Below are 25,246 nucleotides of genomic sequence, written 5' to 3'. Positions count from 1 at the left end.
TGTGTTATTTGAGGCGGATCTCGCGCATCCGGTCGCCGCCGCTGATAATCAGTGAATTGAACGCGCGGCCGCGTGTTACCTGCGCCACAGAGAAATCAAACTCCCCGGCAAACCGCTCCTTGCCGGACAGACTGTAGACCCGACAGGAATTTTCGTTATTTAGGATGACGAAATCGCCCTGTATATTTATGTTACGCCACGAATACGAGAAATCTGCCGTACCCATAGCGGTTCCATCGGATTTAAACATGCTCAAACGGCTCTCACTTCCGCCCTCGGTGTTGTCCGAGATGACCGCCACATAGTCCTTCGACCATGCCACGCCGCGGACTTCCCCGTCGATCTCCGCCTGGCGCACCAGCGCCGGGCTTGTTACATTTTCCAAAGAGAAAAATGCCACCTGATCATCCGCAAATGCACACGCGTGATCCTCGTCGAGGAACCGGACGCGCGGACAGATGCTGTCTCCCAGCTCATCAAAACCTCCGACCAGACGGTCTGGATAATTCTTTCCATATTCGGAGAAATTGTAAAATACAATCCGGTTTTTGAGTGCCCCGTCCTGCAGATACAGGTCGGAAAGCATGACCTGCGTACCATCCGGCGATAAGGAAACATCCATCAGGTAACCATTTCCCGACATAACCGTCTTGATCGCCCAGTCAAGCTCGCTGCCGTCTTTCTTGAAAAAGGTCACATACGAAGCATTGCTGTCCTCCACCAGCGCCGCCACGATGCCGTATGCCGATACGCTGACGCGCAGGATCGGCAGAAGCGTCGTCGCCTGTCCCTGGCTTCCGGTCTTGTCCACAATATAAATATCATTGCCCTGCTGGTCCCCGATCACGGCATAATCGCCGTTGACATAGCAGATCGGTGATTTCAGCTCATAACTCATCGACCAGACCGCCTTGCCGGACTTGTCCAGATAGGAAGCTCCGTCCTTCGTATATTTCAGGACATTTTCCCCAAATGGAACAAATTCCGTCGTGCTGCTCTCACTCGCCGCAATCTCTTTTTCCCACGCTACCGTATAGTCCGTGTAGGCATGGTTATCTTTATAATACATAAAACCAGCCGCCAAAAGCGCCGCGATTAACACCGCCGTCAGCACCCTGCGGAGACGTTTCCGTCTGGAATGGCGCTCGGCTTTCTCCGCCACCTCTTCCTCATTTTCCCCGTGGCTTATGCCCCGGCGGGGAAACATGTCCTGCGTGGCGGTGTCGATCACACGCCCTCTCAGCTGCTTTTTCTTCTGTTCCCGTTCAATCGGGTTCATCTCACTCATTTTTTTATCTCCTGTAGCTGGACTGCCATCTTGATTATACACTATTTTAGATGGTTTGGCATTATCTTTTTGCTATTCTCCGGACACATCCGGCAGCACCAGCGTCTGCCCTGCGATAATGCGGTTTTCATCGGTCAGATGGTTGACCGCAAGGATATCGTCCAGATGACGGATATTACCATAAAGCTTAAAACAGATCCCATAGAGTGTCTCCCCGTCCCCGACCGTGTACGTGCCGCCGGGCTTCAAGTTTGTGACCGGATAGTCCTGTCCCGCCGTCGAATTGCCGCCCGGATTCGGCAGGTCGCGCTGTGCCTCCGGCTCCGGCAAAATGTACGGGGCTTTCGTCTCCGCCATTTTTCCGTCCTCTTCGCTCTGCCCGCCGGAAGCCTGTCCATTCTGTCTGCCTGCTATGGCAGTGCCCTCTGTATCTCCATCCGCCGCGCTCTCAAGTGTCCATTTATGCGCCTGTCCTCCGTTTTCCGCTGTTGTTCCGTCTGCATCCACATCGCTGCTCTCAAGCGGCGTCACACTACCGCGGAGCTGTTCCACCGTGACCGCCTCTTTCCCGTCCGCAGTGCCCCGCACACCATCCGGGAGGACGGATACCAGCACACTCTCCATCTCGCGCATTTTCTGGTAATTGCCGAAAAGCACCACGCCGCCGGCAAGCACCGCGACCGAAAGCACGCCGCACAGCGTCCCCAGCGCCCGGATCGTCCCGTAACGCGACGCCGCCTCCTGCTGCCGCTCTTCCATCCGGTTACGGAAATCGCGGATCACCCGATCGCCGGTGCCTGTCTCCACCCGGCGGGCGTCCTTCCGCAGAATCATATAGTCCTGCATCATCTGGTTTTTCTCGTAGTATATATGATATCCTTTCAAACGGTAAAACCCGTCCTCCGACATCACATAGTATGCCGCCTCACCGTCCACACCGCTGTTTATGTACATGAGCTGGTTTTTCCCACCGAAATACTGCTTGTGCAGCCGCCAGTAGGTCAGGGGACTTAACATACACCCCGGCGCGCCGCAGATAAACCACCCCTGCACGGTCTTTTTCGGAAATGTCTCCTCCATCCGCTGGTATGCCTTTTTCCATGCCGCCTCCGAAAAGACAATCTTCTCCCCGGACGGCACAACCTCCTCCATCTCCAGCGCCCCGTCCACAAAGAGGCACGGAACCTCCTGCTGTGGATCCGAATTTCCGAGCAGCAGCCCGACCCGGAGTCCCGGTCCGCCGGATGGATATACCTGTTTCAAATACGTGTTTACATAATCCTCCACATACAACCGGACCACCTCATCCCGCTCGCCGATCTGCCGGATATTTTTCGGCAGTTCTGCGCGGGAACCAGAATATTCTCCCATATGTTCACCCCGCTATGATAGATTCTCCTGAAACCGGGTCTGTACTTGCTTCCATGATTTGATTGCTGCACCGTGCAGCATTTTCAGTGCTGAAAATACCTGCTCAAATACAGTAACATGATTTTCCGTAATTTCAGGAGTATGATGAATTTCTTTCCGCCTATCATAACGCCGATTGCATGCAAAATTTGTCAAACGGAGGCAGCATCCAGGCAAAAATTTTCGACAAGCCCGATCCCCGCGCTGATGCAGTCTGCCAGCTGCATAACGAGTGCCAGGCGGATACTCTGCAGCATCATCGGATCGTAATGGCTGCAGCCCGCCACGATCCCGGTGATAAAGAGATCTCCGACCGCGTGAAGCTCCTTGCAGACGCCAAGCCCCGGCTTTAAAGCCCCACGCCCCAGCGTGACATAGCCGATATGGTTTTCATCGCCAACCGAGGCATCGACCGCCACCACCAACGCATCCGGGTACCCATTTTTTAAAACCTGCACGTAATGTTCCAGGTTCATCGCGTGCACGGGGCGATCAAGTGTTCCGAATACCAGCGTACCGCGCCGCCGTTCCTGTTTGAGTTTATATCCGATCAACGGTCCCAGACTGTCTCCGGTCGAGCGATCCGTGCCGATGCAGAGGAAAACCAGTTTCTTTTTATGCCTTCGGGTCATTTCTTCCTGAATCAGCCCACTTAACTGCCCTGCCAGCTCTCCCACCGCGTCCCGGCGGGCTGAATTGTAGTAATATATCTCCGGACTGCCACCGAACCGGCTGCGTCCCCGTCTGTTCATCTCCCACACCGTCCTGTTTTCTCCCTGCCTGTTGGACAGGGGTTGTTTTACCTTTATTATAGGCGGGGTGGCAGGAAATTATGCGAAAATTGAAGGATATATACACGGACGAAAAAAGATGTGACAGAAGGCAGCTTTACAGCGCCCGGTGTCACATCTTTTTTCTGGTTGTTCCTATATCTAATTATTTATTTTTATGAAATAATTTCCACAGTTTACTTTCCGCCGCGTTCGCGGTACTCTGCGATGACCTCGCTTAAATTAACGGCTGTGCTGTTATCCAGAATATGTTTTAGCGCGTCCAACTTTTCTGGATTCAGAAATTCCTTGCCTAAGTAGCACTCGTAGGTATCTGTGATAAAGATTCTCTTTTCCTTGATTACCGTCTCGGTATAGTGCAGGCGGCTCTCGACCTCCTGATGGCCTTCTTTGAGTTGTTCGAGCTTTGCACGGCTGTTGCTGGTGATCTCATCGGTCAGGATGGTTTTTGTCACATTTTCGAAGGTGTTTAATGCGTCCTTTTTCTTCTTCGCCGTCTCCTCCAGATCCTGCTCCATCTGGGAGATCTCATCGTCGTATTTTTCCAGATCGTAGAGCGCTTCACTGCGATCCCGACGGATCGAGGAGGTGATCACCGCGATCTTGCGGTTGTTCGCCGCGATCAGACTGCGGATCGAACGTCCTTCCTGCAGCGCCGCCAGATGGCGATCCTTCGTCCAGTTTCCAATCAGGATATACAGTCCGCCAAAAACAACCACATCCACGCCGTAGATCATCGCCAGGTATAAAGTCTTCTGTTCTGGAAGCAGCTTGTAGATGCCGCACGGGATCAACAGGAAACAGATCGCAAAGGTAATCAACACCGTCAGAAATTCTTTGAATCCCCTCGGAAAATACAGCGCATAGTACAGTGGGCTTTTGCAGACAAATGGAACACGATCCGACTGGAACAGCGTCCGCATCCGCACGGCAAGCTCTCGGTTGTGCGCGTGAAGCTCCTGCGTTTCTTCCTTAATCCGCTCCTTGATGCCCTGGTTTTTCGCCTTTTCGCGGCGTGTCCGCGTGCGTTTCAGCTTATCCTGCAGCTTCCCAAGCTCATCGTCATAGCTTTTTTCAATCTCATCCCGGCGCTTTTTCACGGTCGAATTCACGGCATCCGCCACCGCTTTCCGCTCCGTCTCCAGCACGCGCAGACGCTTTTTCTCTTCCTGAGCAAGCGTCTCCTCCTGTTTTTCAAACTCCGCCAGCTCCACCACTGCCTGTCTGGCGTCTTCCAGAAATGTTTTCACATCCGTTATCGCCTGTGCCATCTCGCCCCTCCCGGTCTTTGTCTTTTTGTAACGGCTGCCTGCCCTTTATTCTTCCAGCACCTGTATCTCCAGATAATCGAAATCGATGCTCTCGATAAAGTTGTCCTGGGTAAAACGCGCCTTATCGTGACGTTTGAACTCCTCGATCGTCTTATCCAGCCAGACCGGATGCCCCAGATCAAAGGCATAGCAAATCTGGTCGTTCGCGTCAAACACCATCGCCGTTCTCGACATTGTATAATCACCGTTGCTGATCACAATATCCCTAAGCATCCGGTTTTCCTTCATCATTTTTCCCCAAAGACGAAACATCCTGCCGTTCCTTTCCCGCTGTCAAATTTCATTTTTACCGTGTCCGGATGTTCTCTCCGGACATCTTTTCTCACAATCTTATGTCCAGTATATCAGCTTTTTTAAGAGTTGACAAGGCGGGGCTTTTCGGCAAAATTCACTGCCACTGTGTCATCGTGCAGCACTTCCCATTTTCAAAAGAAACTGCAGATCTTCCTCAATCCCCCGCACATTTCCAGAAACGTCCATCGCATACTCCATGACCCACTCGGCATCCGGCGTCGCCTGCTTTGCCAATTTTAAAAAGCAGTCAAAATCAAGTGTTCCCTCATGAATCCTCTGATGGCTGTCGTGGACACCGTCGTTGTTGTGGAGATGGTACGCCACAATCTGGTCCGCCAGCGCGTTTACGACCCGCTTAAGCGACCAGCCGTTCGCCCAGGCGTGCCCGATGTCGATGAGCACCGCATACTGTTCCCGGCGGCACAGATCGATAAATTCCTGCTCATCGAAGAGACGGTTTCCGCGCTCCAGAACTCCGGCATTCTCCACGACCACCTGGGTTCCCGCCTCCTCACACAGCTGTTTCACGGTGTAATAATTTTCACAGGAAACACGGACGCGGTCTTCCTTCTCGCCCGGTATGATGCGGCAGTTGTTGTGATGATAAACGAGATATTTGCTTGAAAGCTCTTTCGCATACGAAAGCGTCTTTTCAAGCAGCTCCATCGTGCGCGCATACTCTACAGTCCCCTCCGCTGCCGAATGCTCTGCCTGATAATATGGACCATGGAAGCTGACCGGGACTTCCTTTAAGAGCGGCATGGCGTCCCGCAGGTTCTTCTCAAAGCATTCCTCATGAAACATCGGAAACACCTCGACTCCCACCTGTCCAGGAAACCGTTTGAGATACGGAAGAACCTGACCGAACTCGCTGCCTTTATACATATTAGTGCTGATAAGAATTTTTCTCATGATTGCATGTCTCCTCTTCAAAATATACGTTCATAATCTTGTTTTGAAAACACTTTTTTCGCTCTATTATCTCTATTCTTACTGGGCGATCGCCTTTTCCAATTTCGGCACCGCCAGCTTTTCCTGTGCGCGGATCACCATCTCCGGGTAACCGAGCGATTTCTCCGTCCCGCGGTCAAACAGATGCAGCTTTTCCGTCTCCACATGGATGTATACCTTCTCACCCGGCTGTGGAATCTCGCCCTCGCGGATGGCAATCAGCTCGTTCTTGTCTCCCTCGACCTGAATATAAACACCGTACCGGTTTCCGTAATCCTCCACGTAACGGACCATGCCCTCGATCGACCGCTCCTGCGGGGTGCGGCTCATCATCACGTGTTCCGGGCGGACACCGGCGTACAGCAGTCCCGACGGGCACTGCGCGGCGATCCGCTGCCAGATACCCGGAAGTTCTACCTTCTGCTTCCCGATGACAAGCGCCCCGTTATGATATTCCGCCTCCACGATATTCATGGACGGCGAACCGATAAACTTCGCACAGAACACGCTTGCCGGACGATTGTACACGTGTGACGGGGTATCGAGCATTTCCATCTTGCCCCGGTACATGAGCGCGATCCGATCGCCAACCGTCATCGCCTCGATCTGGTCGTGCGTAACGTAGACTAACGTCGGGTGGTACATTTCATGGATTTTTACCAGTTCTTTTCTCGCACGCATCCTAAGCTGTGCATCCAGGTTTGACAGCGGCTCGTCCAGAAGGAAATAGTCGGCGCGCTTTACCACGGCTCTCGCCAATGCCACTCTCTGGCGCTGTCCGCCGGAAAGCTCCTTCGGCTTCCGATCCTCCAGCCCTTCCAGTTCCAGCATTTTGAGGACTTCTTTTAAGCGCGCATCGATCTCGTTCTCATCCATCTTGTGCGCTTTTAAACCATATATGATATTATTCTTGACGCTCATATGCGGAAACAGCGCATAGTTTTGAAACACCATCGAGACACCGCGCTCGCCGCACGGCACATCATTTACCACCTGGTCGCGCATCCACAGGTTTCCGGCGGTCACATTTTCCAGTCCCGCAATCATGCGAAGTGTCGTCGATTTTCCACAGCCGGACGGACCTAATAAAATCAGGCGTTCGCCCTCCTTTACCTCCATGCAGAGGTCCTCCACGACCACATTTTTGCCATACGCTTTTTTAACATTTTCAAATACAATATTTTTCATTGAATTAATCTATCCCTTTCTTATGTCCAGCGCAATCTCCCATTATCCCTTCAATCCAGACGCCGCAAATGTATTGATGATATAGCGCTGGAAAATGATATACAGTACCAGCGGAATCAGCATCGTGAGCACCGACACCGCCATCGCCATCGTAAATTCCGTACCGCCCTCGGCGCTGATGTACATCTGCAATGCCAGCGACAGCGTATAATTTTCCTTGGATTTTAAGATCAGCACCGGCCACACATATTCATTCCACGAATTGATAAAGAAAATGATGCCGGTGGAAATGATGGACGGACGCACCAGCGGAATCACAATGTCGCGCATGATTTTCATGTGCCGGATATTTTCCATCCGTGCCGCCTCAATGAGTGCCAGCGGGATTCCACGCATTGCCTGGCGCAGCAGGAAAATTCCCAGCACATCCGCCAGCTGCGGCAGTGCGACGCCCCAGATACGATCGCGCAGACCGATTTTAGAGATCAGAAGATAATTTGGAATCATCGTGACCGTAAACGGGATGAACAGCGTACTTAACATAATAAAATACAAAAATCCTTTTCCCTTAAACCGGAAATAGACGAACGCATACGCCGCCAGAAGTCCCGTGATTGTCTTAAAAATCGTGACCGTCGATGCGATCAGAAACGTATTCAGCGTGATTTTCACAAACGGCAGTTTGTCAAATACATGCCGATAATTTTCCAGCGTCGGATGCAGCGGAATCACCTGAAAAACCGTGTTGAACGCCTCCTGCATCGTCTTGAAAGAGTTGGAAATTGCAAATACGATCGGCATCAGAAGGAGGAAAACGACCACCACCAGAAACAGATGCCAGCCGATCTGTCTGTCTTTAGTTTTCATAGTAAACCCCCTTTTCTACAAACCGGAATTCCAGCACCAAAAGAATGATAAAGAGTGCCATCGTCATGACCGATACCGCCGAGGAAGTTCCTGTTTTATAGAGTGTAAACGCCTCATGGTACGACATATAAATCAGGTTCGAACTGGCATAGTTCGGTCCTCCCTGTGTGACGACCTTGATCGGCGTGAACACATACTGGAGTCCCTGCACGATCGTCGTAATAAACACATAGATTCCAGTTGCAGAACTCATCGGCACGACGATATCCTTAAAAATCTTCCACATCGGCACATTTTCCAGACGCGCCGCCTCGATGACCTCCATTGAGACACCGGAGACGCCCGCTAGGATGTTGATGAAATTGTAGCCAAACGTCTTCCAGGTCGTGATAATACAGAGTACCGCGATGACCCAGCCCTCCGTTTTCGACCAAAACGGCAGTTTCAGCCCAAACCAGCCTGCCACAATCGCGACCGGACCCGAAATCGGATTCAGAATCCATGTATACAGAATCGAGCCGACGACCAGCGAAATCACACTCGGCAGGAAAAAGACCGCCTTGTAAAAACTCTGTCCCTTTTTGATGACGCACGAAAGAATGAATGATAAAATGTACGGCATCACAAAGTTAAACACCAGAAGAATCACGATGTACCAGAATGTATTGCCAAAGATTTTCCATGTATTCGGATCCTTCAAAACGGAAATATAATTCCCCAGTCCCACAAACTTCTTGACCGGCTTTACCATGTTCCACTCAAAAAAACTCAAATACAGCGTGTAAAAAAGCGGATAAAACATAAATACCGCAAACATGACGAGCGACGGCAGCAAAAAAACATATCCAAGCGCTGCCTGTTTTTTGTCCTCCCGATTCAAACTATTTCCTCCATTCCAATGCATTTTATGAAGGGGCTGCCGCCAAACAGCTCTTTCGCGCTCCGGCCGCTTCCTGCGTCTTATCTGCACGCAGTCCATTCTGCCAAAACACGTTCTGCTATTCCGCAACAACCCCATTCTCATTTCTGTCCTAAATTTTGTAATGATTTTTCTGCCACCCGAAAGCCGTTCCAAGCGTCAGGCTGCCTGTCCCTACTGTGCATCCAGCAGCTGGTTGATCGCATCCTGTGTGCTCGTCATACCATCTTTCGCAGATACCTGACCGCCCAGAATCTGGTCTCTCATATCCAGAAGAAGCTGCTCTGCCTCAAGGCCTGCATCGCCCGGGAATGCGGTCCATGATACAACGCCGTCCATCTGCTCAATCGCTGCATTCATCATTGTGTTCTCAGCCAGAAAATCTTTCAATCCATTTTCTGCCTCTGCCACATCTTTTCTCGGCGGTACATAACCGGTTCCCTCGGTCCATGCTGCCATTGATTCTACGCTGTAAAGATACTTTTCAAACTCCCATGCCGCCTGAATCTGCTCGTCGCTCTGCGCGGTGATGGCTAAGAAACAGCCGCCTGCCGGAACCTTGCGCTCCTTGTCGTTCCACAGCGGGGATTTCACGGTTGCTACGTCAAACTGTGCCCCCTTCTGTACGGAAGCGCGTCTCGCAATGGTGGTGTAGAGCATCGCGCAGTTGCCGTCGATAAAGCTCTGGCAGCCCTCTTCCCATGAAACATGAAGGGCAGAACCATCTTTTACCATATCCTGCATCATCTGCATTGCCGCAATGCCGTCCTCGGTTGCAAAGCTTGCTTTTTTCTTGCCGGATGCATCCGCAGTCAACATATCCGCTCCCGCGCTCTCAACCAATGCCTGCTGCGCCCAGAAGTCTGCCGGTTCCTGCATATAGAAACCATATTTTCCTGTCTTCTCTTTGACTGCCTCGGCAAATTCCTGTACTTCCTGCCAGGTCTCCGGTCCATCTTCGGAAAGGCCCGCTTCTTTTAAGAGATCTTTATTGATGTAGAGAACCGGGCTGCTTAAGGAGTACGGGATTCCGACCTGCTCGCCGTTGCTGTTGACCGCCAGGTCTAAGACATTTGGAAGGAAATTGTCGGTTAAGAAATTTGCATCCTCGCTGTCGAATTTATCAATCGCATCCTGCGGCGCCACATAGTCAAAGTTATTGGAGAAATAATCCAGAAATGCCCAGCCAATCTGAACAAGCGCCGGTGTATTTCCGGTCGCCGCTTCCGCCTGCAGATTCTGCATCAGACCTTTGTACATATCCGGGTTGTATTTCGCTACTACCTCGATGTGATCATTTTCCTCATTAAATTTCTTTACCAGATCGTCTACGACCAGACCTCCCTGGGTTTCTGCGTTACAGTGCCAGTATTCAATCACCGTTTTATCGCCGGATGCCGCCTTCTCTGCCCCGCTCTCTCCGGACGCGCTCTGTGTGTCGCTGCTTCCTGTCGCCGAGCTGGATGCCTGGCTGCATCCTGCCATCAATGTCATCGTGCCTGCCATCGCAAGCGCCATCAGACGTCTCATACTTACCTTCATTCGTTCTCCTCCTGCTGCGGTGTCCCATCTCCCAGTCTGTCTTACCTTGGAACCAGCCATCTATGTCAAAATCGTGATCGGGAGTCCTTTGCCGCGCTTCTCTTCTGTCAAATCACTTGTGCTGTGTCCAGATTCTATCTTAAAGATGGTTTGTAAAATGCAGGAGGTGATTTATGTAAAAATTATCTATAATTTTTGAAAATTGTTTTTTCGAGGTTCTGCGGCATAAAAGAATGTGCCTTTTTGTGTAATGGGGAATTCCAAGGAATTTCCTATTACACAAAAAAACGCCTCTATCAGTTTTTGCTGATAAAAGCGTTTTTTATTCTATGTTCCGTTTTCTATGTTTATATCCGGGCTGCAGTTTCCTTCATGGAACATGCCGGAGAGAATGCCGCAGAACGCATACTTTTTTATATGTCCGCCCCCTACAGTCTCTTAAGCAGCGCCTCTCTCGCTTCCTCATAGCCCGGTTTGCCAAGCAGTGCAAACATATTTTTCTTATAGCTCTCTACGCCCGGCTGGTTGAATGGATTGACACCCAGAAGGTATCCGCTGACGCCGCAGGCAAATTCAAAGAAATAGAAGAGCTGTCCCAAGCTGTATGCATCCATCGCCGGGATCGTCACTTTCAGGTTCGGCACACTGCCGTCGGTATGTGCCAGAATCGTGCCGTTCATCGCACTCTTGTTGACGAAATCCACGCTCTTGCCAGCCAGATAGTTCATACCGTCCGTGTCAACATCTTCTTTCTTCAAAATGATCTCCGCCGGAGATTCAGCCACTTCCAGAACTGTCTCAAACATGATTCTCGCGCCATCCTGGATGAACTGACCCATCGAATGAAGATCGGTCGTTAAATCAACCGCTGCCGGGAAAATACCTTTCTGATCCTTGCCCTCGCTCTCGCCGTAGAGCTGTTTCCACCACTCCGATACATAGTGCAGGCTCGGCTCATAGTTTGCCACAATCTCGACCTGTTTGCCCTTCCGGAGCAGAATGTTGCGGACCGCCGCATATAACAGAGCAGAATTCTTCTCAAACGGAGTCTCCAGTGCATTCTTTCTCGCGTCTGCCGCGCCCTGCATCAACGCATCTATATCCGCGCCGCTGACCGCGATCGGAAGCAGACCGACTGCCGTCAGGACGGAGAAACGACCGCCAACATCATCCGGAACCACGAAGGACTCGTAGCCCTCTTCATTTGCCAGATTCTTGAGTGCGCCCCGCGCCCGGTCTGTCGTCGCGTAGATTCGCTTGTTTGCCTCTTCTTTACCATATTTCTCAATCAGCATCTCCTTAAATACACGGAATGCGATCGCCGGCTCCGTTGTCGTACCGGACTTGGAAATAATATTGATAGAGAAATCTTTTCCATCGACCAAATCCATCAGATCATGGATGTATTTGCTGCTAATGCTGTTGCCAACAAAGTAAATCTCCGGTGTTTTTCTTTTTTCTTTCGGAAGATTATTGTAAAAACTATGGGACAGGAACTCGATCGCCGCTCTTGCGCCCAGATACGAACCGCCGATACCGATTACCAGCAGGACATCGGAATCCTTCTGAATCTTCTCCGCAGCTTTTTTGATGCGTCCGAACTCTTCCTTATCATAGTCCACCGGAAGGTCGATCCATCCAAGAAAATCATTGCCCGCGCCGGTCTTTTCTACCAGCGTCTCTCTTGCCGCCTGCACGCCCGCCTTGATACCGGCGATCTCTTCCTCATGAATAAATGCAGCTGCTTTTGAATAATCAAAGATCACATCTTTTTCCATACGTTTTCTCTCCTTTGCATTTCAGCCGTCCGCAGGCGGCGTGATTACTTTGTCAAAAACTTAACTTATCCTTATTATAGCAATCTGGACACCCATGTGCAACCGGTTTTCAGTTGGATTCATCATTTACAATCCCGATAAATACTCCCTCATAATATCTCCTAGGACCTGCGCCTCCTCGCGGCTCAAACCTTTCATCCAGTCACCTGCATTTGCCTCTCCATTTCGTGTTTCCCGCGTATCCCGGCTTGCTGCAATCTGAGCGAGGCTCTGCTTCAAATACTCCATTTCCTTGTCGCTGGGACGCTCCTTTGCTTCCTGCCTGGGACCCGTATTGTTTCCCGTTTCATTTCCTGATACCATCCGGCGATCCGCAAGATGCCCATCTGTCTCATGCTTGTCCCGTTCCTCCGATTCGCACGGTGCAGTGCGAACTGCCCGCATCAGATTCTGTGCCCGTGCATCCCGCTCACGGAACGGATTCACTCTCATCGCTGTCCGCGATTTTCCTTTTTCAAACTCCGTTTCTCCCAGATCCCGATTATTCGTTTCTGCGCCATCCCGACTGCTCACACCGCGCTCTGCCCGCAAAGCACTCTGCAGCCGTTTCGGCATTTCCCGCACATTCGAGTCCGCGCCAGCAATTCCGCCGGATACTCCAGAAACTCCTGACATTTCCTGTCCGCGCGTCTCCTTCTCACGTGCCGCCCGAAGGAACACCGAATTATCCACATACTCCAAAAGCGCCGTTTCCAGCCGCTGCTGTTTCTGGTCAATCTGGAAACAGCTCTCGATAAATGCCAGAAACAGACCACTCATGACAGCTGCCGATGCATACAGCACAATATAGCTTGCATCCAGCTCATACCAGTACGCCAGAAATGCCTCCGCTGCTCCGGTCAGAAGCCCTAAAAGCACCATTTCCATTGACACGCCGTTCCACGCATCCAGCGAAATATGTAAAAATGAAAATCCGTCAATCTGCTTGTCCAGATATGCCTGCGTGTTCACGATGTTCTGTCCCAGGCGGCAGGTATTTTCCAACCGCTGCTTCAGATTTTGAAGATTCTTGTTCCGGGTCATCGCCATGTTGTCAGTTTCTTTTAATAATCTTTTGTAGAGGCTCCGTGTAATCAACTTGCTGACAAATCCGATCATTCCGATCGCCGCAAGAACGGACAGCGCTTTTCCAGTTTGTAAAAATTCCAGCATAAAAAAGCTCCCCTTTCTCTACTTCCGGATCACTTCCGGATGGCTTGCCACAGGTCAGGTTTAGGCGCTTCGCAGTTTGTCTCTTGCAATTTGCTTTTTACAATCTGCTTTTCACATTCTGCTTTTCACATTCTGCTTTTTGCGCCCTGTCAAATCCCGCCTGCATCGTGGCTTTATTATAGCCGCCGAAAGAGTCTTTGTGAAGATGAGAAAGGGGAAAATCGTTCGTCAAATTCTGCCTTAATTCGATTTTAAATAGGTATTAATAATGCGTATCATGCAAAATTTCGGGTTATTAAAAATTCTGTCTGTGAATCATATCTATGACTCATTACGCCTCATACCGGGACGCCATTTCAAGCAGTAGGTTTACCGAATGCTTGATCGCCTGCGCCTCAAACGCCGCATAGTCCATACCTGCGCTGTCATCCGCCTTATCTGAAATGGCACGGATAATCAGGAACGGGATTCCGTTTAAATATGCCGCCTGTGCGATCGCTGCGCCCTCCATCTCGGTACAGCTTGCGCTAAACTGCTCGATCAGCCACTCCTTTTTTGCCTTATCCGAGATAAACTGATCGCCGCTTACCACGCGTCCCGGAAATGCCTGAATCTCCGGATTGACCTTCTGGTTGCACTCAATCGCCAGCTCGCGCAGCTTCTCATCCGCCTCAAATGCAAAGGTATCTACTCGCGGAATCTGTCCGATCCGGTATCCAAATCCGCTCGCATCCATATCATGCTGCACCGCATCCGTCGATACAACGATATCGCCAATGTTGATCTCTGCACGCAGGGAACCGGCGATACCTGTGTTCACAATCGCGCTGATATGGAACCGATCCGCCAGAATCTGACTGCACATACCTGCATTTACCTTACCGATACCAGAGCGAACCACAACTGCGTCCTTTCCGCCCAGTTTGCCTTGATAAAAATCCATACCGGCTACGCTTGTCACGGTAACATCCGTCATTTTCTCCTTGATCTGAGCCACCTCTTCATCCATCGCTCCGATGATTCCTAACATCTGTTTATCCTCCTGTTTTTTCTAAATGTACTCTCGGAATCTTTCTGTGCTTGATTTTGTGAGATAATTTTTTGTCAGTTGCGCCCAAATTTCTGAAGCGTTGGCGTTGCGTCCGCCTCTGAAATTCGGGTGCAGCTGGCGGAAAATAAGCCGCAAAAGCAAGTGCAGAAAAGACTCCGAGTGTACATTCTATTATTCATCCTTCTATTCTTTTTAACACGACCGTATCGTCACAGTTCACACGTTGTACAAATTCCTGCTGCCACCATGTTTTCTTACGGCACTTTCGATTCCAAAAGTGCCTACCTATGAACAGTTACACCGTATCTTCTCAAAAGAAAGTATACTGGATTTTTGTTATCTTGACAACACCTTTACTGGCAGACTATAATCATTTTACTGCGGTGGATTCCCGCCACAGCAGATTAAAACACATACCATTTTGAGGAGGTTTTACCATGACATACAAGACAAAGGGAGTCTGTTCCCGTGAGATTAATTTTGAAGTAGAAGATAATAAAGTAAAGAATGTGCAGTTCGTCGGCGGCTGCTCCGGCAACACACAGGGCGTTGCCCGCCTGATCGATGGCATGGATATTGACGAGGCAATCTCCCGCATCGAAGGCATCCAGTGCGGCTTCCGCCCAACTTCCTGCCCGGATCAGCTGGCACAGGCGTTGAAGGAGTATAAAGCGAACGTGAAATAGGAATTTTTGAGGAGATTCTTTCACGCCTGTTGGCATAATGAAAAACCGTTTAAGAACCCCCACCTGAAAACATCTGGAATTTTGAATCAGAAATTCCTGGATGGTTGCAGGTGGGGGTATTTATGTGATCGCTTTTTTCATACTATTTCGTGTTGCAAATATAAATTTAGTAACACTGTCCCCGTTTAGAATTAGTCGCCGTATTCGGTGATTTTGATTCCCTCTGTTTTTGTCATAAAGGACTGTCCCTTTCCATTTGACTCTACATAATGAACGCCAACTACTCTATAATAATATCCTGTTTTCTGGTTTTTCACTGTAAAATCATTCGACATTCCTGATAAATCTTCCGTTGGAAAATCCTCTTTGCTAGCATCATATATATATCTAGAAACTTCTACCCATTTACCATCCTCTTCTCTTTGCAGAACTGCAATATTTTTTATTTTATCACACTCTACATGAGCTACTGTCTGAATAAGGATTCCAATATCTCCTTTTCCTAAATTACTAATTCTTGTTAATGCCGTATCAATAATACTTCCCCTTGGTTCTATCCCCCTCGCAATTCCCTCCGAAACATTTTCATTTAATAAACAAGCATTGCTATAATCCGCCTCTTCAACCGAAACTCCATTAATATACTGTGTGTCTGCTGCATAAACTTGCATCATACTTGCAGCTATAATCATTCCTGCACATATCAGTGTATATAATTTTTTTCTCATATAAAATTTCCCCCTAATAATTTTCTAAAAATAAATTTTCAACAATCTTTTTAAACTCTTTTTTAGGAATTATCCCCGAAATTTGATAGTATGTATCCCCTTTTACAATATTAGCACTATATTCAAATTTCCCATCTGAAAGCTCTGATTTTTCAAAATAAATATTTTCTTTTAACAAATCATTATAAATATACTCTTCTTTTTTTCTATCAGATATAACATTTGTAGAATTACCAGTACCACCTACTTCTTCTAATATCTTTACACGATATTTTTCATAAGAAAAATACATTATAACCCACGTTTCTCCTATATCTGCTTTTACATACTTCATCTTTTTAGGCATATACGCAAGTTTCAACGGACGAACCTTTGTTTTTTTAGTTATTTCTATATATGCTTTATCTAATTCATCCTCTCCAGGAATAGCCTCAACATTATTTAAGACAATCTCATTCCGTACACTGTCCTTCTCCCGCACCACATACCGATACTCCCTCTTCGCCCCAACCGAAATCCCCATCGCCACAACCATCACTGCGATAGCGGCGGCAGCTACAGAGACTTTTACAATCGATTTCAACCGGCGTGGTTTGCGAGCTTCTTCGTGCAGTTTGACAATGTTCTCGCTGGATGATTCTTTTTCACTTTCCGGGCTTGTTCCCACCTCCGCTTCTAACTTTGCCATCAACCTCTCAAAGCCATCTTCTGATCCTGGAGGTATGTCGCTGTCTTTTACTTCCGTCTGTGCAAGGATAAAATCCTTCAACAGCTGATCTTCGCTGACTCCAAACGCTTCCTGCAGCAGGCGCTCTGCATCTTCTCCAGCTTTTTTTCCGCGCCGGCTTCTGCTCACTTTTTATCCCTCCTCTCTGTCCTCGTCCTAACTTTTAGGTTGACTTTTCTTTTTTTCCGTTTACTATACTAAATGTAACCCTTTGCGGGTATGATAAAGCATAAAAACAGTTGTTTTCAGGTTATGGTTGTCCCCTCACACCGTAACCAGCGGCTGATGTGTGGAGGAAACTACTATGAAAAAAATCATTCTGACCGGCGGTGGTACTGCAGGTCATGTTACACCGAATCTCGCCCTGCTTCCGGCACTGCGCGAGGAAGACTTTGAGATTCACTATATTGGTTCTTATAACGGCATTGAGCGCCGCCTGATCGAGGCAGCCAGCATCCCTTACGATGGAATCTCATCTGGAAAACTGCGCCGTTATTTTGACCTTAAGAATTTTTCAGATCCGCTTCGCGTTCTGAAAGGATACTTTGAGGCTCGCAAGCTTATGAAAAAATACAAACCGGATATCGTCTTTTCCAAAGGCGGTTTTGTCGCTGTTCCGGTCGTTCTGGCTGCCAAGCATTATAAAGTGCCTGTCATCATCCATGAATCCGATATGACCCCAGGACTGGCAAATAAAATCTGTATTCCAGCCGCTTCCAAGGTATGCTGCAACTTTCCGGAAACACTTAAATATCTTCCGGAAGATAAGGCGGTTCTGACCGGTTCCCCGATCCGTGAAGAGCTTCTGCACGGGGATCGTCTGGCGGGACTCCAGTACGCCCATCTTTCTGCCGATCGCCCAGTAATTCTGATCATCGGCGGAAGTCTCGGCTCCGTCACGGTCAATCAGGCTGTCCGCGGCATTCTTCCGCAGCTTCTGAAAACCTATCAGGTAATACATATCTGCGGAAAAGGCAATCTGGATGAGTCTCTCATCGGCACCGAAGGATATGTTCAGTATGAGTATGTGGATAAACCACTCCGCCATCTCTTTGCAGCGGCAGATCTGATCATCTCCCGCGCGGGCGCAAATTCCATCTGCGAAATTCTGGCACTCCGCAAACCGAACATTTTGATCCCTCTGTCGGCTGCTGCCAGCCGCGGCGACCAGATCTTAAATGCCAACTCCTTTGCAAAACAGGGATTCAGCACCGTTCTGGAAGAAGAAGTTTTAACCGCAGATACTCTCAGCCAGGCAATCGAAGAGACCTATAAAAATCGCCAGCAGTTCATTGATAAAATGTCTGAAAGCCACTTAAACAATGCTGTCAAAACCATCATGGGGCTGATTCATGATTGCGCACGCAGTTAGTAGCATTGCTACGTTTGTATAGTACAAGACTAAAACACTGAATATGTAAGCTTATCATCACATCGGACAGATTCGAAACGGCTCTGCTTCGATGTGATTTTTAAATATCAAACAGCTTTGCCCTCAACACGCGCTTCTGCAATTCTGCTTTTGCCCTGTAAAGACGTGTACAGCATACCGTTGATTTGATTTTCAAAACCGCACAGGCTTCTTCCGCCGTCAAGCCCTCCAAAACACGGAGAATCAAAACATCCCGCCAGTCCTTCTTCATAGATTTGACAATCTTCCATACGTTCCAATAGATATCCCTATCGATAACCTCCTGATCCAGAAGCTGAATTCCTATCTCCCCTTCCAAAAGAAGGTTCATAATCTCTTCTTCCGCATCCGGATCTTCCAGATGCAGCATCTCGCGGCGCCGCATCTGCCTCCGGTTATCGATCCACTTGCTCCGTAAAATGCGGATCAGTAAAACCAACTTTACTTTATGATCCAGATCTAACGAATAGCGCTTGTAATATTCAATGAAAGCTTCATGCACCATATCCTCAATGTCATCGTACCCTACTCCAATTCTATACGCATATTTCTTCAGCGGTACCAGGTACTCTCTGTAAAGCGCTTCAAAAAGCGCCATTTTTTCATTCTCATGGTGCATATCCAAACTCCTATCGCGTCAGTTCTTCGCGGATGGAGCTGCTAATTTCTGCCAGCTCTTCCGGCGTTGCTTTTCCTGGCGCCCATGTCACCATATCCGGTCCATTTTCATATCTCGGAATAATGTGTACATGGAAATGAAAAACAGTCTGTCCTGCGGATATGCCATTGTTCTGAACCACATTGAAACCCGTGCAGCCCAGTGCTTTCTTCATCGCCGCACCAATCTTTCCAGCTAATGGAAGAGCTTTGGCCGCAATCGCCGGATCCAGCTCACATAAATCTTTGAAATGCTGCTTCGGCAGAATCAGCGCATGTCCCTTCGATGCCGGTCCTAAATCCAGAATCACACGAAAATCTTCATCTTCATAAACCGTTGAGGATGGAATCTCTCCGCCAGCGATCTTACAAAAAATACATTCTTTGTCTGTCATGTCGGTCTCTCCTTCTCTCTATGCTTCTCCATTCACTGGAAAAGCGGTATTTTCTTTTGTCACTTGGCTTGAAACTTCCATGTCAAGTGCCTTTATTATAGCATATCCCCATGGCTTGTTCTATGTAAATTTGCAGAAACGCGAAATTGATGTACTTGCAAAATAATTCACATCAATTTCGTGTTTTTGGTTATTATTTCATATTTTCAGACAATTTATCGGTGTTCCCAAAATTTATATCCGACATCCGCCAAATAAATGGAATCCCCATTCCCCAAACTGACTGTTTCATTTGCCTGAAGCGGATAGCCATTGACCGATGTTCCATTGGTTGAATTGAGATCTGTCAGAATGTATACGCCCTCCTTCTGATCGATCCGCGCATGAAGACGGCTGACGGTCGGACGGTCAATACATGCGTCCGACAGCCCCGGATGTTTTCCAAGTGTAAATGGAATATAGGAAATCTGAATCACTGTTCCTCCGGCTTCCACCGGCTCTAAGCGCACCGTTCCTTCCCCATTCTTTGAGGCAGACAGAAGCGTAGTCCCCGCTTCTCTCGCCCGCTCTATCTGTGCTTCTTCTTCTCTTCGAAGTTCCTGCCGATAAGCTTCTTCACTCTCCGGATAGACCTGCCAGCGGTTTTCAGGCGTTGTCTGCTGCCAGTCTTGATATGATAGAGTCCCTTCTATCCCAGACCGTTCTTTCTTTTTCTGGATCACTTTCCTCTCACCATTCCGCACACGACTACTCTTTCCACCTCGTCCAGCTTCATTCGCCTGATCCACTTCCGTGCTTTCCTCTCTATCCTCTCCCTGACCTCGATTTTTCTTCCTGCCACCATATACCTGCCATTTTCTGCGGGCTGCCAACATCTCCCTCAAAAACACGATTCCCCCGATGCCGCCGCTGATTGCATACAGCCATACATCCATTTCTCCCGTCACGTACCAATACACAATGCCAGCTGCCACCGCGCTTCCAAGTACCTTTATCCACCTGTTCTGCCATTGTCCCTTTTGTTTTCCACCTGCCCTTTCAGACTTTTCCCCCACTTCATCTGAATTCTCTACCGACTCCAGGTTCTTTTTCGTCGTTTTCTCCTGATACAACGCTTCCTGCCTATATTTCCAATCCTTCCTGGCTGGCGTTTGAGTGTCAAAAGCCATTTTCCCAGATCCAGATTCCAACGTATCCCTCCGATTTTGCTCCGCTTCAAGCCACTCCTGCCGATCCGCCCACACTCCCGCCGTCTCAGGATCCCCCTCATCCTCGTTTCGTTTTTCTGCCGAAAAGATCCGATCTTCCCCCGAAAGCTGGCGCAGCAGATCTGCCGTTCCGTAATTCTCCCGCAGACTAATCTGGTACAGATTATAAGCTAATACAACAGCCTCCCGATCCTGATGATCCGCACGTTCCAGAAGATACCCCAGCAGTTTTGAGAGCGCCTGCGGCGCCTCTTCCCGATGCCCCGGAACCAGACATAATTCCACAGTAAAATGATCGGGTTCCAGATACAGATATTCCGGATCCAGCAAAAGCTGTTCCTCTTTTAACAGGTACTCTTCCACCCGCTTCAGAACCGCCAACACACCAAGCAGAATCGACCGGAGTTCTTGTCCCGACAAGGTCCGCTTTTCCAACACCCGTCTAAGTGGCTGTCTCGACGTTATCTCATAATAATATTCTCTCGCCTCCTCCGTCTGGCGGACCCGGAACTTCAAAAGCCCTTCGATGGCATTCGCCGACAGCATCTGTACCGCATAGCCCGTTTCTTCCTCCGGCGCTTCGATTATCATATAATTATGATTCATTTCCCGGCTGTACCGAATCTCCATCCCGTATCCTCCATCACTCTGCATTTTCCAACACTGTCAGCAAACGGATCGCCCGCTCCGGCTCCTGTCCGCGCAGGGATATCTCCGTCTCTGTACTGCTCTTTACCCTTCCGTCCAAGTCTCCCCCATCTTCCCGGATCGTCAAAACTGCATCTCCGCACCGGAAGAATCCATGCAGGCGCTGTCCAGCTCTGCTGCTTATCTCCCCCACAGTCATTCCATCTCCCCGCAACGTTTTTTCCTCCCGATACAGGCACCATTCCATCGCCTCCTGCAGGACAAAACGCCCCGTAATCCTGCCATGCACCTCAAACACTCCATTTAACAGTGCCGCGATAAAAAAGAATGCAACCGCCATCACAAACGAGGCTTCCACCGTATAACTGGCAGAAACCTCCCGCTTCATCCAAGAGATGCTATCAGCATCCAAATCCACACCGGAAGCACACACGGCAGAAATGGCAACTTCTTTTTCCGCATTTTCTCCCATAGACCATTCCCCTTTCCGCCAAGCAGTGCCGTAAGCATCCAGACACCTCCTGCCAGACTGCTCACAAATACAGCTCCCATCAAAAGTTCAAGCGTCCGCCATCCCCCCAGATAGCACCCAGTGATCAGAAAAAAGCAGCCATCTCCCAGTCCGACCGCACCTTTCGTCTGCCGCTCCATCCAGAACAAAAAAATCCCCGGCAGCATTCCCAAAAGCCATACCGTTATCTGCAACACACTTTTTTTCCAATCCCATCCATCTTTTATAACCGACAGCACACACCGTATCATCGTAAGCGCCATTCCTGCCGTTCCAAATCCATATAGCCAGCTTACGCGTATCCGTTTTCTATGAAAATCCTGCCAGGAAAAGACCATCAGAAAAAGTGAAAAAACAACCGCACAGAGGAAACATACTGCACTTTCCAAATCCATCCGCGTAAATCCCATGAAACTTATCTCTGCACTGTTTTCCATCACTCCGCCCTCTCACCCCTCCTTGATTCTTTCCGCCATCCGCACCTATCCACTTCCACAGTATGAACACACCCCCATATATTCCACCTCTGATCGCCGCACCTTCTGCACATAATATGCCAATGACGAACAGTCCTGCTTTCCATGGTAAACCTCGCCGGACGGAAGAATATACACCAGACCTCCCGCCGACACCGTCTTTCCACAGTATCTGCAAGCCTTATAACGGCATCCCCCGCTGTTTCTAAGCACCTCCGAAATTACATCTGCATACGCAGCCGCGGTGATCTGATTCGATATATAATGGCACGAAGGTGAGAGATGGTAGCGCGTACTGTCCCGCCCCACATAGACCCATTTTTCCTCCGGTTCTGAAGCGTTTTTCTCTGAGAAATACCCGCCTTCCGCCCCAATCCATCCCCGCTTCCGGCTCCGGGAAGTAAGCGTCACATGGTCAAGCGCAAATACCGAGAACGGCAGCCGCACCTGATAGGAGGCGCGCAGGTCAATCCATTCTCCATCTTCCGATACGCGGCTGGCACCACACTGGATATTGGACACTTTGTTCCCGCCCGCTGTCTGAATCTTCTCCTTTAAATATCCCTGCAGGATAAGCCCGGACGGAAGTTCTGACCAGCCCCCCGTTCCCTTTTCTTCTGCCTCTGCCGCTTTTCCCGCCTCCATTTCTGCCGGATGCACCGTATGGGATGTCCGATACACCTGCCATCCCAGTTCCCGCCCCGTCACTTCCAGCACCGTCTGCACCTTTCTCTGAGTATCCAGTATTTCCATCGGAACTGACAGGAGAATCACCGTAAACATAAACAATGTCAGACTAAGCGCCGCCTCAATCGTCAGGCTCGCACACAGGGAAGCAGAGGACAATGCCCTTTTCCAGGGTCGTTTTGTTACTTGGGCTCTATGCCGCCGAAGGACGGGTATCCCGACCGCACAGATACTTTCATTTATTCGTTTTGTTAGGTTAGTTGTCATCATCTTTTTTACTGGCTTTCTTTATGTACTTGGAGAGGCACATTCACTTGCATCATCTCCTGAAAAAGGACACTGTCCTCCACTCCCCTGTAATTGTGTTTAATATTCCTTCTGGGACGTTCTACGAAGCGGTATCAACGTTCCCTGTGCCGCATAGGACACACTTACCCCATACTGGCACTGATCCATCCGAAATCCCGGCTCTTTTTCTGAAATGCGGTTCTGAATCATATCCATCATCCGGTAACAGAAACGGCTCTTTCCCTGTATCAGGAAAAAGAGTTTCAGCCAGTCCTGGTAGTCCAGCCCTCTGTCGTCTGTCCCGTTTTTCAATGAAGGATCCGTCCCCGTTTCCAGAAAGATGGACGCGCCCTTTTCCGTCAGAGCAGAAAGCGAAATCTGCCACTCCCCCGGCTGTTTGAAAAAAGGAATTTTTCCGCCCGCCAGCAGAACCTTCACATCTGCCATCGACTCTGCAAACGCCCAGACTGTCATGATAAAGAAGGATGCCGCCGCCGTGATCGGTGTGATTCCCGCCAGCCCCGTGATTGCCAGCGCCAATGCTTCCGCCTCCGACCGTTTTTCAGAATCCGCATATAAAGCTGCCAGATTCACCGCCTCGCGCACAGCCAGAAGTTCATTGACGGTGCGTTTTAAATTTTCCCGCTCCGACGCATTTCCCTGTAAGAGATATTCCTGCTCATAATGGACACTTCCCGTCTTTTCCTGCCCGAACCGGGTAAAAAAATGCGCCGCATACGCATCTAAAAGAGCCCGTTCAAGCCCCGCCGTCCAGACATCCCCAGCTGTCCCCCGCTTTCCGCTCTCTCCGCCTGCATACAATACCGACGGAAATGCCGCGGTCGAAATCCAGTTTTCTGAAATCACAGTTCCCGCCGGCACACAAAGACTCAGCAGATCCGTCCCCGACAGGCGGCTGACTGCTTCCAGCACATTCATTTTTTTCTTGTCTCGGACTGCCGGAACCCGGAAACGTCCATCCTTCTGAAAACCCGCTGTGATCGTCAGAACCGGCGCCCACAGCGCTTCCTCGTCCAGCTCATCGTCCTCATCGTCAGGCTCCCAATCATCGATATAATCCTGTATCTCCTTTCCTTTCCGGACTGCTTCTGCAACCACCTCTTCATTTCCGTGAGCCGTCTCTTCTGTCTTTTTTACCTCCTGGCGGCGCGCTCCATCCGCATCCAAATACGAACGATACCCCCGCATCTCCTCCTGTACCATGCCCCAGGAGCCTTCTTCCAGATCCGGCTGGGCTTCCTGCGCCTCCTGCTCCGATCCCTGCAGTTCTTTCGCAAGCCGGTCCGCCTGTTTTTCATACGCCGCAACCAGCCCCGGAATCTGCTTTAATTCTTTCTCTAAGCTTTCCGCCGATTGAAAGAACGAGCTTCCATCCGCCTGGCGAACCGCTGCCTCCATCTCCTCCAGATGTTTCTCCTGTTTTTGCAGGCAGGCTCCGATCGCCTCGATCGACTCTTCCAGACGCAGCACTTTTCTGCCATTTTCCTGATATCCTTCCGCAATCCCATGAACCGCCCTTGCTTCCGTCATCCGTTTTTCCATCTCAGGCAGTTCAGACTCCTCACTTTCCAGCGTCCAGACACCCACTTTCATATAATCGGTAACTTCCTTCGCAAAGAAATCCCCATTATGCCCGGTGATCGCATCCATCGCTTCGATCTGTACCTTGCCGCCGCTGACCGGATAAAAGGGCGCTGCCGCCAGATATGTTTCCATCTGCGGCTCCATCTCCGCCGCCAGGCGCTCTTTATCCGCACATTCCAGCACAAAAATCCGGTATTTATCCCAAATCTCCCGGTGATAACAGCTCATCAGCGAATCCAGGGAGGAATTGAGCGCCATCTGCATATACCAGCCGCTTCCGGCTGCCCGGGCGGACTCAAACAGCCCGCCCATCAGCGCACAGATACAGGTCAGAATCAAACTTAGGAAAACTGTGATCCCCCCGCAAACGTCCATTTCTGCTTCAACGTGCCGTTCTGCCCGGATCAATATACCTCCTTCGACTTGCTGTTGATCTGTTTAAAGATATTTGTAAGAAGAGTATTAATCTGCTTTTTAAAGACAATGACCAGACCTATCAGCACCACCAGAATCAGCACTAATTCAATGACCCCCACGCCATCCTCGTCCATCAGAAACGATTTTACTTCTCTTACCAGATACGCTTTATCCATATAC

Annotated in this window: 25 protein-coding genes; 2 read left to right on the top strand and 23 right to left on the bottom strand. The window is 49.6% G+C overall.

The window, feature by feature from the left end; translation table 11 throughout:
- Positions 1–4: 4 nt before the first annotated feature.
- From DWV73_RS10180 to DWV73_RS10120, 13 genes are all read right to left on the bottom strand, one after another.
- Entirely contained in the window at positions 5–1,288 is a 1,284-nt protein-coding gene (locus DWV73_RS10180; protein WP_022360015.1) for a DUF5711 family protein, read from the bottom strand.
- A gap of 72 nt (positions 1,289–1,360) precedes the next feature.
- Positions 1,361–2,659, bottom strand: coding sequence for a LysM peptidoglycan-binding domain-containing protein (locus DWV73_RS10175; RefSeq protein WP_117796612.1), 1,299 nt, complete (start codon positions 2,657–2,659; stop codon positions 1,361–1,363).
- Positions 2,660–2,850: 191 nt separating this feature from the next.
- Positions 2,851–3,450, bottom strand: coding sequence for a spore protease YyaC (gene yyaC, locus DWV73_RS10170; protein WP_117796679.1), 600 nt, complete (start codon positions 3,448–3,450; stop codon positions 2,851–2,853).
- Positions 3,451–3,665: 215 nt separating this feature from the next.
- A complete protein-coding gene (locus DWV73_RS10165) occupies positions 3,666–4,760 on the bottom strand; it encodes a hypothetical protein (RefSeq protein ID WP_117796611.1) in 1,095 nt (364 codons plus the stop codon).
- Between the two features lie 45 nt (positions 4,761–4,805).
- Positions 4,806–5,072 (bottom strand): hypothetical protein, encoded by a 267-nt coding sequence (locus tag DWV73_RS10160; RefSeq protein ID WP_117796610.1) that lies wholly within the window; start codon positions 5,070–5,072, stop codon positions 4,806–4,808.
- Positions 5,073–5,222: 150 nt separating this feature from the next.
- Positions 5,223–6,026, bottom strand: a complete 804-nt coding sequence (locus tag DWV73_RS10155; RefSeq protein WP_227589700.1) for a sugar phosphate isomerase/epimerase — start codon at positions 6,024–6,026, stop codon at positions 5,223–5,225.
- Between the two features lie 78 nt (positions 6,027–6,104).
- Positions 6,105–7,253, bottom strand: a complete 1,149-nt coding sequence (locus tag DWV73_RS10150) for an ABC transporter ATP-binding protein (RefSeq protein WP_117796609.1) — start codon at positions 7,251–7,253, stop codon at positions 6,105–6,107.
- A gap of 42 nt (positions 7,254–7,295) precedes the next feature.
- Positions 7,296–8,120 (bottom strand): carbohydrate ABC transporter permease, encoded by an 825-nt coding sequence (locus DWV73_RS10145; RefSeq protein WP_117796608.1) that lies wholly within the window; start codon positions 8,118–8,120, stop codon positions 7,296–7,298.
- Positions 8,110–9,000, bottom strand: coding sequence for a sugar ABC transporter permease (locus DWV73_RS10140; protein WP_022360022.1), 891 nt, complete (start codon positions 8,998–9,000; stop codon positions 8,110–8,112). The genes DWV73_RS10145 and DWV73_RS10140 overlap by 11 nt, the downstream gene beginning before the upstream one ends.
- Before the next feature lie 213 nt (positions 9,001–9,213).
- Complete coding sequence (locus DWV73_RS10135; protein WP_117796607.1) at positions 9,214–10,581, bottom strand: ABC transporter substrate-binding protein; 1,368 nt, start codon at positions 10,579–10,581, stop codon at positions 9,214–9,216.
- A 428-nt stretch (positions 10,582–11,009) separates the two neighbouring features.
- The gene (locus tag DWV73_RS10130; protein ID WP_117796606.1) at positions 11,010–12,359 is read right to left on the bottom strand and encodes a glucose-6-phosphate isomerase; all 1,350 of its coding nucleotides are present in this window, start codon (positions 12,357–12,359) and stop codon (positions 11,010–11,012) included.
- 126 nt (positions 12,360–12,485) lie between these two features.
- Entirely contained in the window at positions 12,486–13,571 is a 1,086-nt protein-coding gene (locus DWV73_RS10125) for a hypothetical protein (RefSeq protein ID WP_117796605.1), read from the bottom strand.
- A gap of 331 nt (positions 13,572–13,902) precedes the next feature.
- Complete coding sequence (locus DWV73_RS10120; protein WP_022360026.1) at positions 13,903–14,601, bottom strand: 5'-methylthioadenosine/adenosylhomocysteine nucleosidase; 699 nt, start codon at positions 14,599–14,601, stop codon at positions 13,903–13,905.
- 458 nt (positions 14,602–15,059) lie between these two features.
- On the opposite strand from DWV73_RS10120, the gene DWV73_RS10115 reads away from it, so the two are divergent.
- Positions 15,060–15,308 carry a TIGR03905 family TSCPD domain-containing protein gene (locus tag DWV73_RS10115; RefSeq protein WP_022360027.1) on the top strand — a complete coding sequence of 83 codons (249 nt, stop codon included), beginning with the start codon at positions 15,060–15,062 and terminating at the stop codon, positions 15,306–15,308.
- 191 nt (positions 15,309–15,499) lie between these two features.
- Here the strand turns inward: DWV73_RS10115 and DWV73_RS10110 are convergent, their stop codons facing one another.
- Positions 15,500–16,036, bottom strand: coding sequence for a hypothetical protein (locus DWV73_RS10110; protein WP_117796604.1), 537 nt, complete (start codon positions 16,034–16,036; stop codon positions 15,500–15,502).
- 13 nt (positions 16,037–16,049) lie between these two features.
- Positions 16,050–16,892, bottom strand: a complete 843-nt coding sequence (locus tag DWV73_RS10105; protein ID WP_117796603.1) for a hypothetical protein — start codon at positions 16,890–16,892, stop codon at positions 16,050–16,052.
- A gap of 175 nt (positions 16,893–17,067) precedes the next feature.
- On the opposite strand from DWV73_RS10105, the gene DWV73_RS10100 reads away from it, so the two are divergent.
- Positions 17,068–18,135 (top strand): undecaprenyldiphospho-muramoylpentapeptide beta-N-acetylglucosaminyltransferase, encoded by a 1,068-nt coding sequence (locus DWV73_RS10100; RefSeq protein WP_117796602.1) that lies wholly within the window; start codon positions 17,068–17,070, stop codon positions 18,133–18,135.
- 100 nt (positions 18,136–18,235) lie between these two features.
- Here DWV73_RS10100 and DWV73_RS10095 read toward each other — a convergent pair whose 3' ends face one another.
- From DWV73_RS10095 to DWV73_RS10060, 8 genes are all read right to left on the bottom strand, one after another.
- Positions 18,236–18,793 carry an RNA polymerase sigma factor gene (locus tag DWV73_RS10095; protein WP_227589698.1) on the bottom strand — a complete coding sequence of 186 codons (558 nt, stop codon included), beginning with the start codon at positions 18,791–18,793 and terminating at the stop codon, positions 18,236–18,238.
- A gap of 10 nt (positions 18,794–18,803) precedes the next feature.
- Positions 18,804–19,226: an HIT family protein gene (locus DWV73_RS10090; RefSeq protein WP_022360422.1), complete on the bottom strand. Its 423-nt coding sequence runs from the start codon at positions 19,224–19,226 to the stop codon at positions 18,804–18,806.
- A gap of 215 nt (positions 19,227–19,441) precedes the next feature.
- A complete protein-coding gene (locus DWV73_RS10085) occupies positions 19,442–21,064 on the bottom strand; it encodes a DUF6382 domain-containing protein (RefSeq protein WP_117796601.1) in 1,623 nt (540 codons plus the stop codon).
- 13 nt (positions 21,065–21,077) lie between these two features.
- Positions 21,078–21,470: a hypothetical protein gene (locus tag DWV73_RS10080; protein WP_117796600.1), complete on the bottom strand. Its 393-nt coding sequence runs from the start codon at positions 21,468–21,470 to the stop codon at positions 21,078–21,080.
- Positions 21,467–22,030 (bottom strand): prepilin peptidase, encoded by a 564-nt coding sequence (locus tag DWV73_RS10075; RefSeq protein WP_117796599.1) that lies wholly within the window; start codon positions 22,028–22,030, stop codon positions 21,467–21,469. Before DWV73_RS10075 ends, DWV73_RS10080 begins: the two co-directional genes overlap by 4 nt.
- A 45-nt stretch (positions 22,031–22,075) precedes the next feature.
- A complete protein-coding gene (locus tag DWV73_RS10070; protein WP_117796598.1) occupies positions 22,076–22,915 on the bottom strand; it encodes a hypothetical protein in 840 nt (279 codons plus the stop codon).
- A gap of 207 nt (positions 22,916–23,122) precedes the next feature.
- Positions 23,123–25,024, bottom strand: a complete 1,902-nt coding sequence (locus tag DWV73_RS10065; RefSeq protein ID WP_117796677.1) for a DUF5702 domain-containing protein — start codon at positions 25,022–25,024, stop codon at positions 23,123–23,125.
- Positions 25,025–25,053: 29 nt separating this feature from the next.
- Positions 25,054–25,242 carry a Flp1 family type IVb pilin gene (locus tag DWV73_RS10060; protein ID WP_022360416.1) on the bottom strand — a complete coding sequence of 63 codons (189 nt, stop codon included), beginning with the start codon at positions 25,240–25,242 and terminating at the stop codon, positions 25,054–25,056.
- Positions 25,243–25,246 lie beyond the last annotated feature (4 nt).

It is taken from the genome of Clostridium sp. AF12-41 (assembly GCF_003461685.1).
In the GTDB taxonomy this organism is placed as follows: Bacteria; Bacillota; Clostridia; order Lachnospirales; family Lachnospiraceae; genus Otoolea; species Otoolea fessa.
The sequence above is the reverse complement of the archived record's forward strand: the minus strand, read 5'-3'. Positions and strand labels throughout refer to the sequence as shown.

Bases quoted from the DNA above. Each gene is read 5' to 3' on its own strand.
- DWV73_RS10145 (WP_117796608.1), bottom strand. From the start codon at position 8,120: ATGAAAACTAAAGACAGACAGATCGGCTGGCATCTGTTTCTGGTGGTG.
- DWV73_RS10080 (WP_117796600.1), bottom strand. From the start codon at position 21,470: ATGAAGCGGGAGGTTTCTGCCAGTTATACGGTGGAAGCCTCGTTTGTG.
- DWV73_RS10150 (WP_117796609.1), bottom strand. From the start codon at position 7,253: ATGAAAAATATTGTATTTGAAAATGTTAAAAAAGCGTATGGCAAAAAT.
- DWV73_RS10115 (WP_022360027.1), top strand. From the start codon at position 15,060: ATGACATACAAGACAAAGGGAGTCTGTTCCCGTGAGATTAATTTTGAA.
- yyaC (WP_117796679.1), bottom strand. From the start codon at position 3,450: ATGAACAGACGGGGACGCAGCCGGTTCGGTGGCAGTCCGGAGATATAT.
- DWV73_RS10165 (WP_117796611.1), bottom strand. From the start codon at position 4,760: ATGGCACAGGCGATAACGGATGTGAAAACATTTCTGGAAGACGCCAGA.
- DWV73_RS10095 (WP_227589698.1), bottom strand. From the start codon at position 18,793: ATGCACCATGAGAATGAAAAAATGGCGCTTTTTGAAGCGCTTTACAGA.
- DWV73_RS10175 (WP_117796612.1), bottom strand. From the start codon at position 2,659: ATGGGAGAATATTCTGGTTCCCGCGCAGAACTGCCGAAAAATATCCGG.
- DWV73_RS10065 (WP_117796677.1), bottom strand. From the start codon at position 25,024: ATGGACGTTTGCGGGGGGATCACAGTTTTCCTAAGTTTGATTCTGACC.
- DWV73_RS10125 (WP_117796605.1), bottom strand. From the start codon at position 13,571: ATGCTGGAATTTTTACAAACTGGAAAAGCGCTGTCCGTTCTTGCGGCG.
- DWV73_RS10110 (WP_117796604.1), bottom strand. From the start codon at position 16,036: ATGAGAAAAAAATTATATACACTGATATGTGCAGGAATGATTATAGCT.
- DWV73_RS10100 (WP_117796602.1), top strand. From the start codon at position 17,068: ATGAAAAAAATCATTCTGACCGGCGGTGGTACTGCAGGTCATGTTACA.
- DWV73_RS10090 (WP_022360422.1), bottom strand. From the start codon at position 19,226: ATGACAGACAAAGAATGTATTTTTTGTAAGATCGCTGGCGGAGAGATT.
- DWV73_RS10155 (WP_227589700.1), bottom strand. From the start codon at position 6,026: ATGAGAAAAATTCTTATCAGCACTAATATGTATAAAGGCAGCGAGTTC.
- DWV73_RS10060 (WP_022360416.1), bottom strand. From the start codon at position 25,242: ATGGATAAAGCGTATCTGGTAAGAGAAGTAAAATCGTTTCTGATGGAC.
- DWV73_RS10135 (WP_117796607.1), bottom strand. From the start codon at position 10,581: ATGAAGGTAAGTATGAGACGTCTGATGGCGCTTGCGATGGCAGGCACG.
- DWV73_RS10075 (WP_117796599.1), bottom strand. From the start codon at position 22,030: ATGGAAAACAGTGCAGAGATAAGTTTCATGGGATTTACGCGGATGGAT.
- DWV73_RS10130 (WP_117796606.1), bottom strand. From the start codon at position 12,359: ATGGAAAAAGATGTGATCTTTGATTATTCAAAAGCAGCTGCATTTATT.
- DWV73_RS10120 (WP_022360026.1), bottom strand. From the start codon at position 14,601: ATGTTAGGAATCATCGGAGCGATGGATGAAGAGGTGGCTCAGATCAAG.
- DWV73_RS10180 (WP_022360015.1), bottom strand. From the start codon at position 1,288: ATGAGTGAGATGAACCCGATTGAACGGGAACAGAAGAAAAAGCAGCTG.
- DWV73_RS10160 (WP_117796610.1), bottom strand. From the start codon at position 5,072: ATGTTTCGTCTTTGGGGAAAAATGATGAAGGAAAACCGGATGCTTAGG.
- DWV73_RS10085 (WP_117796601.1), bottom strand. From the start codon at position 21,064: ATGGAGATTCGGTACAGCCGGGAAATGAATCATAATTATATGATAATC.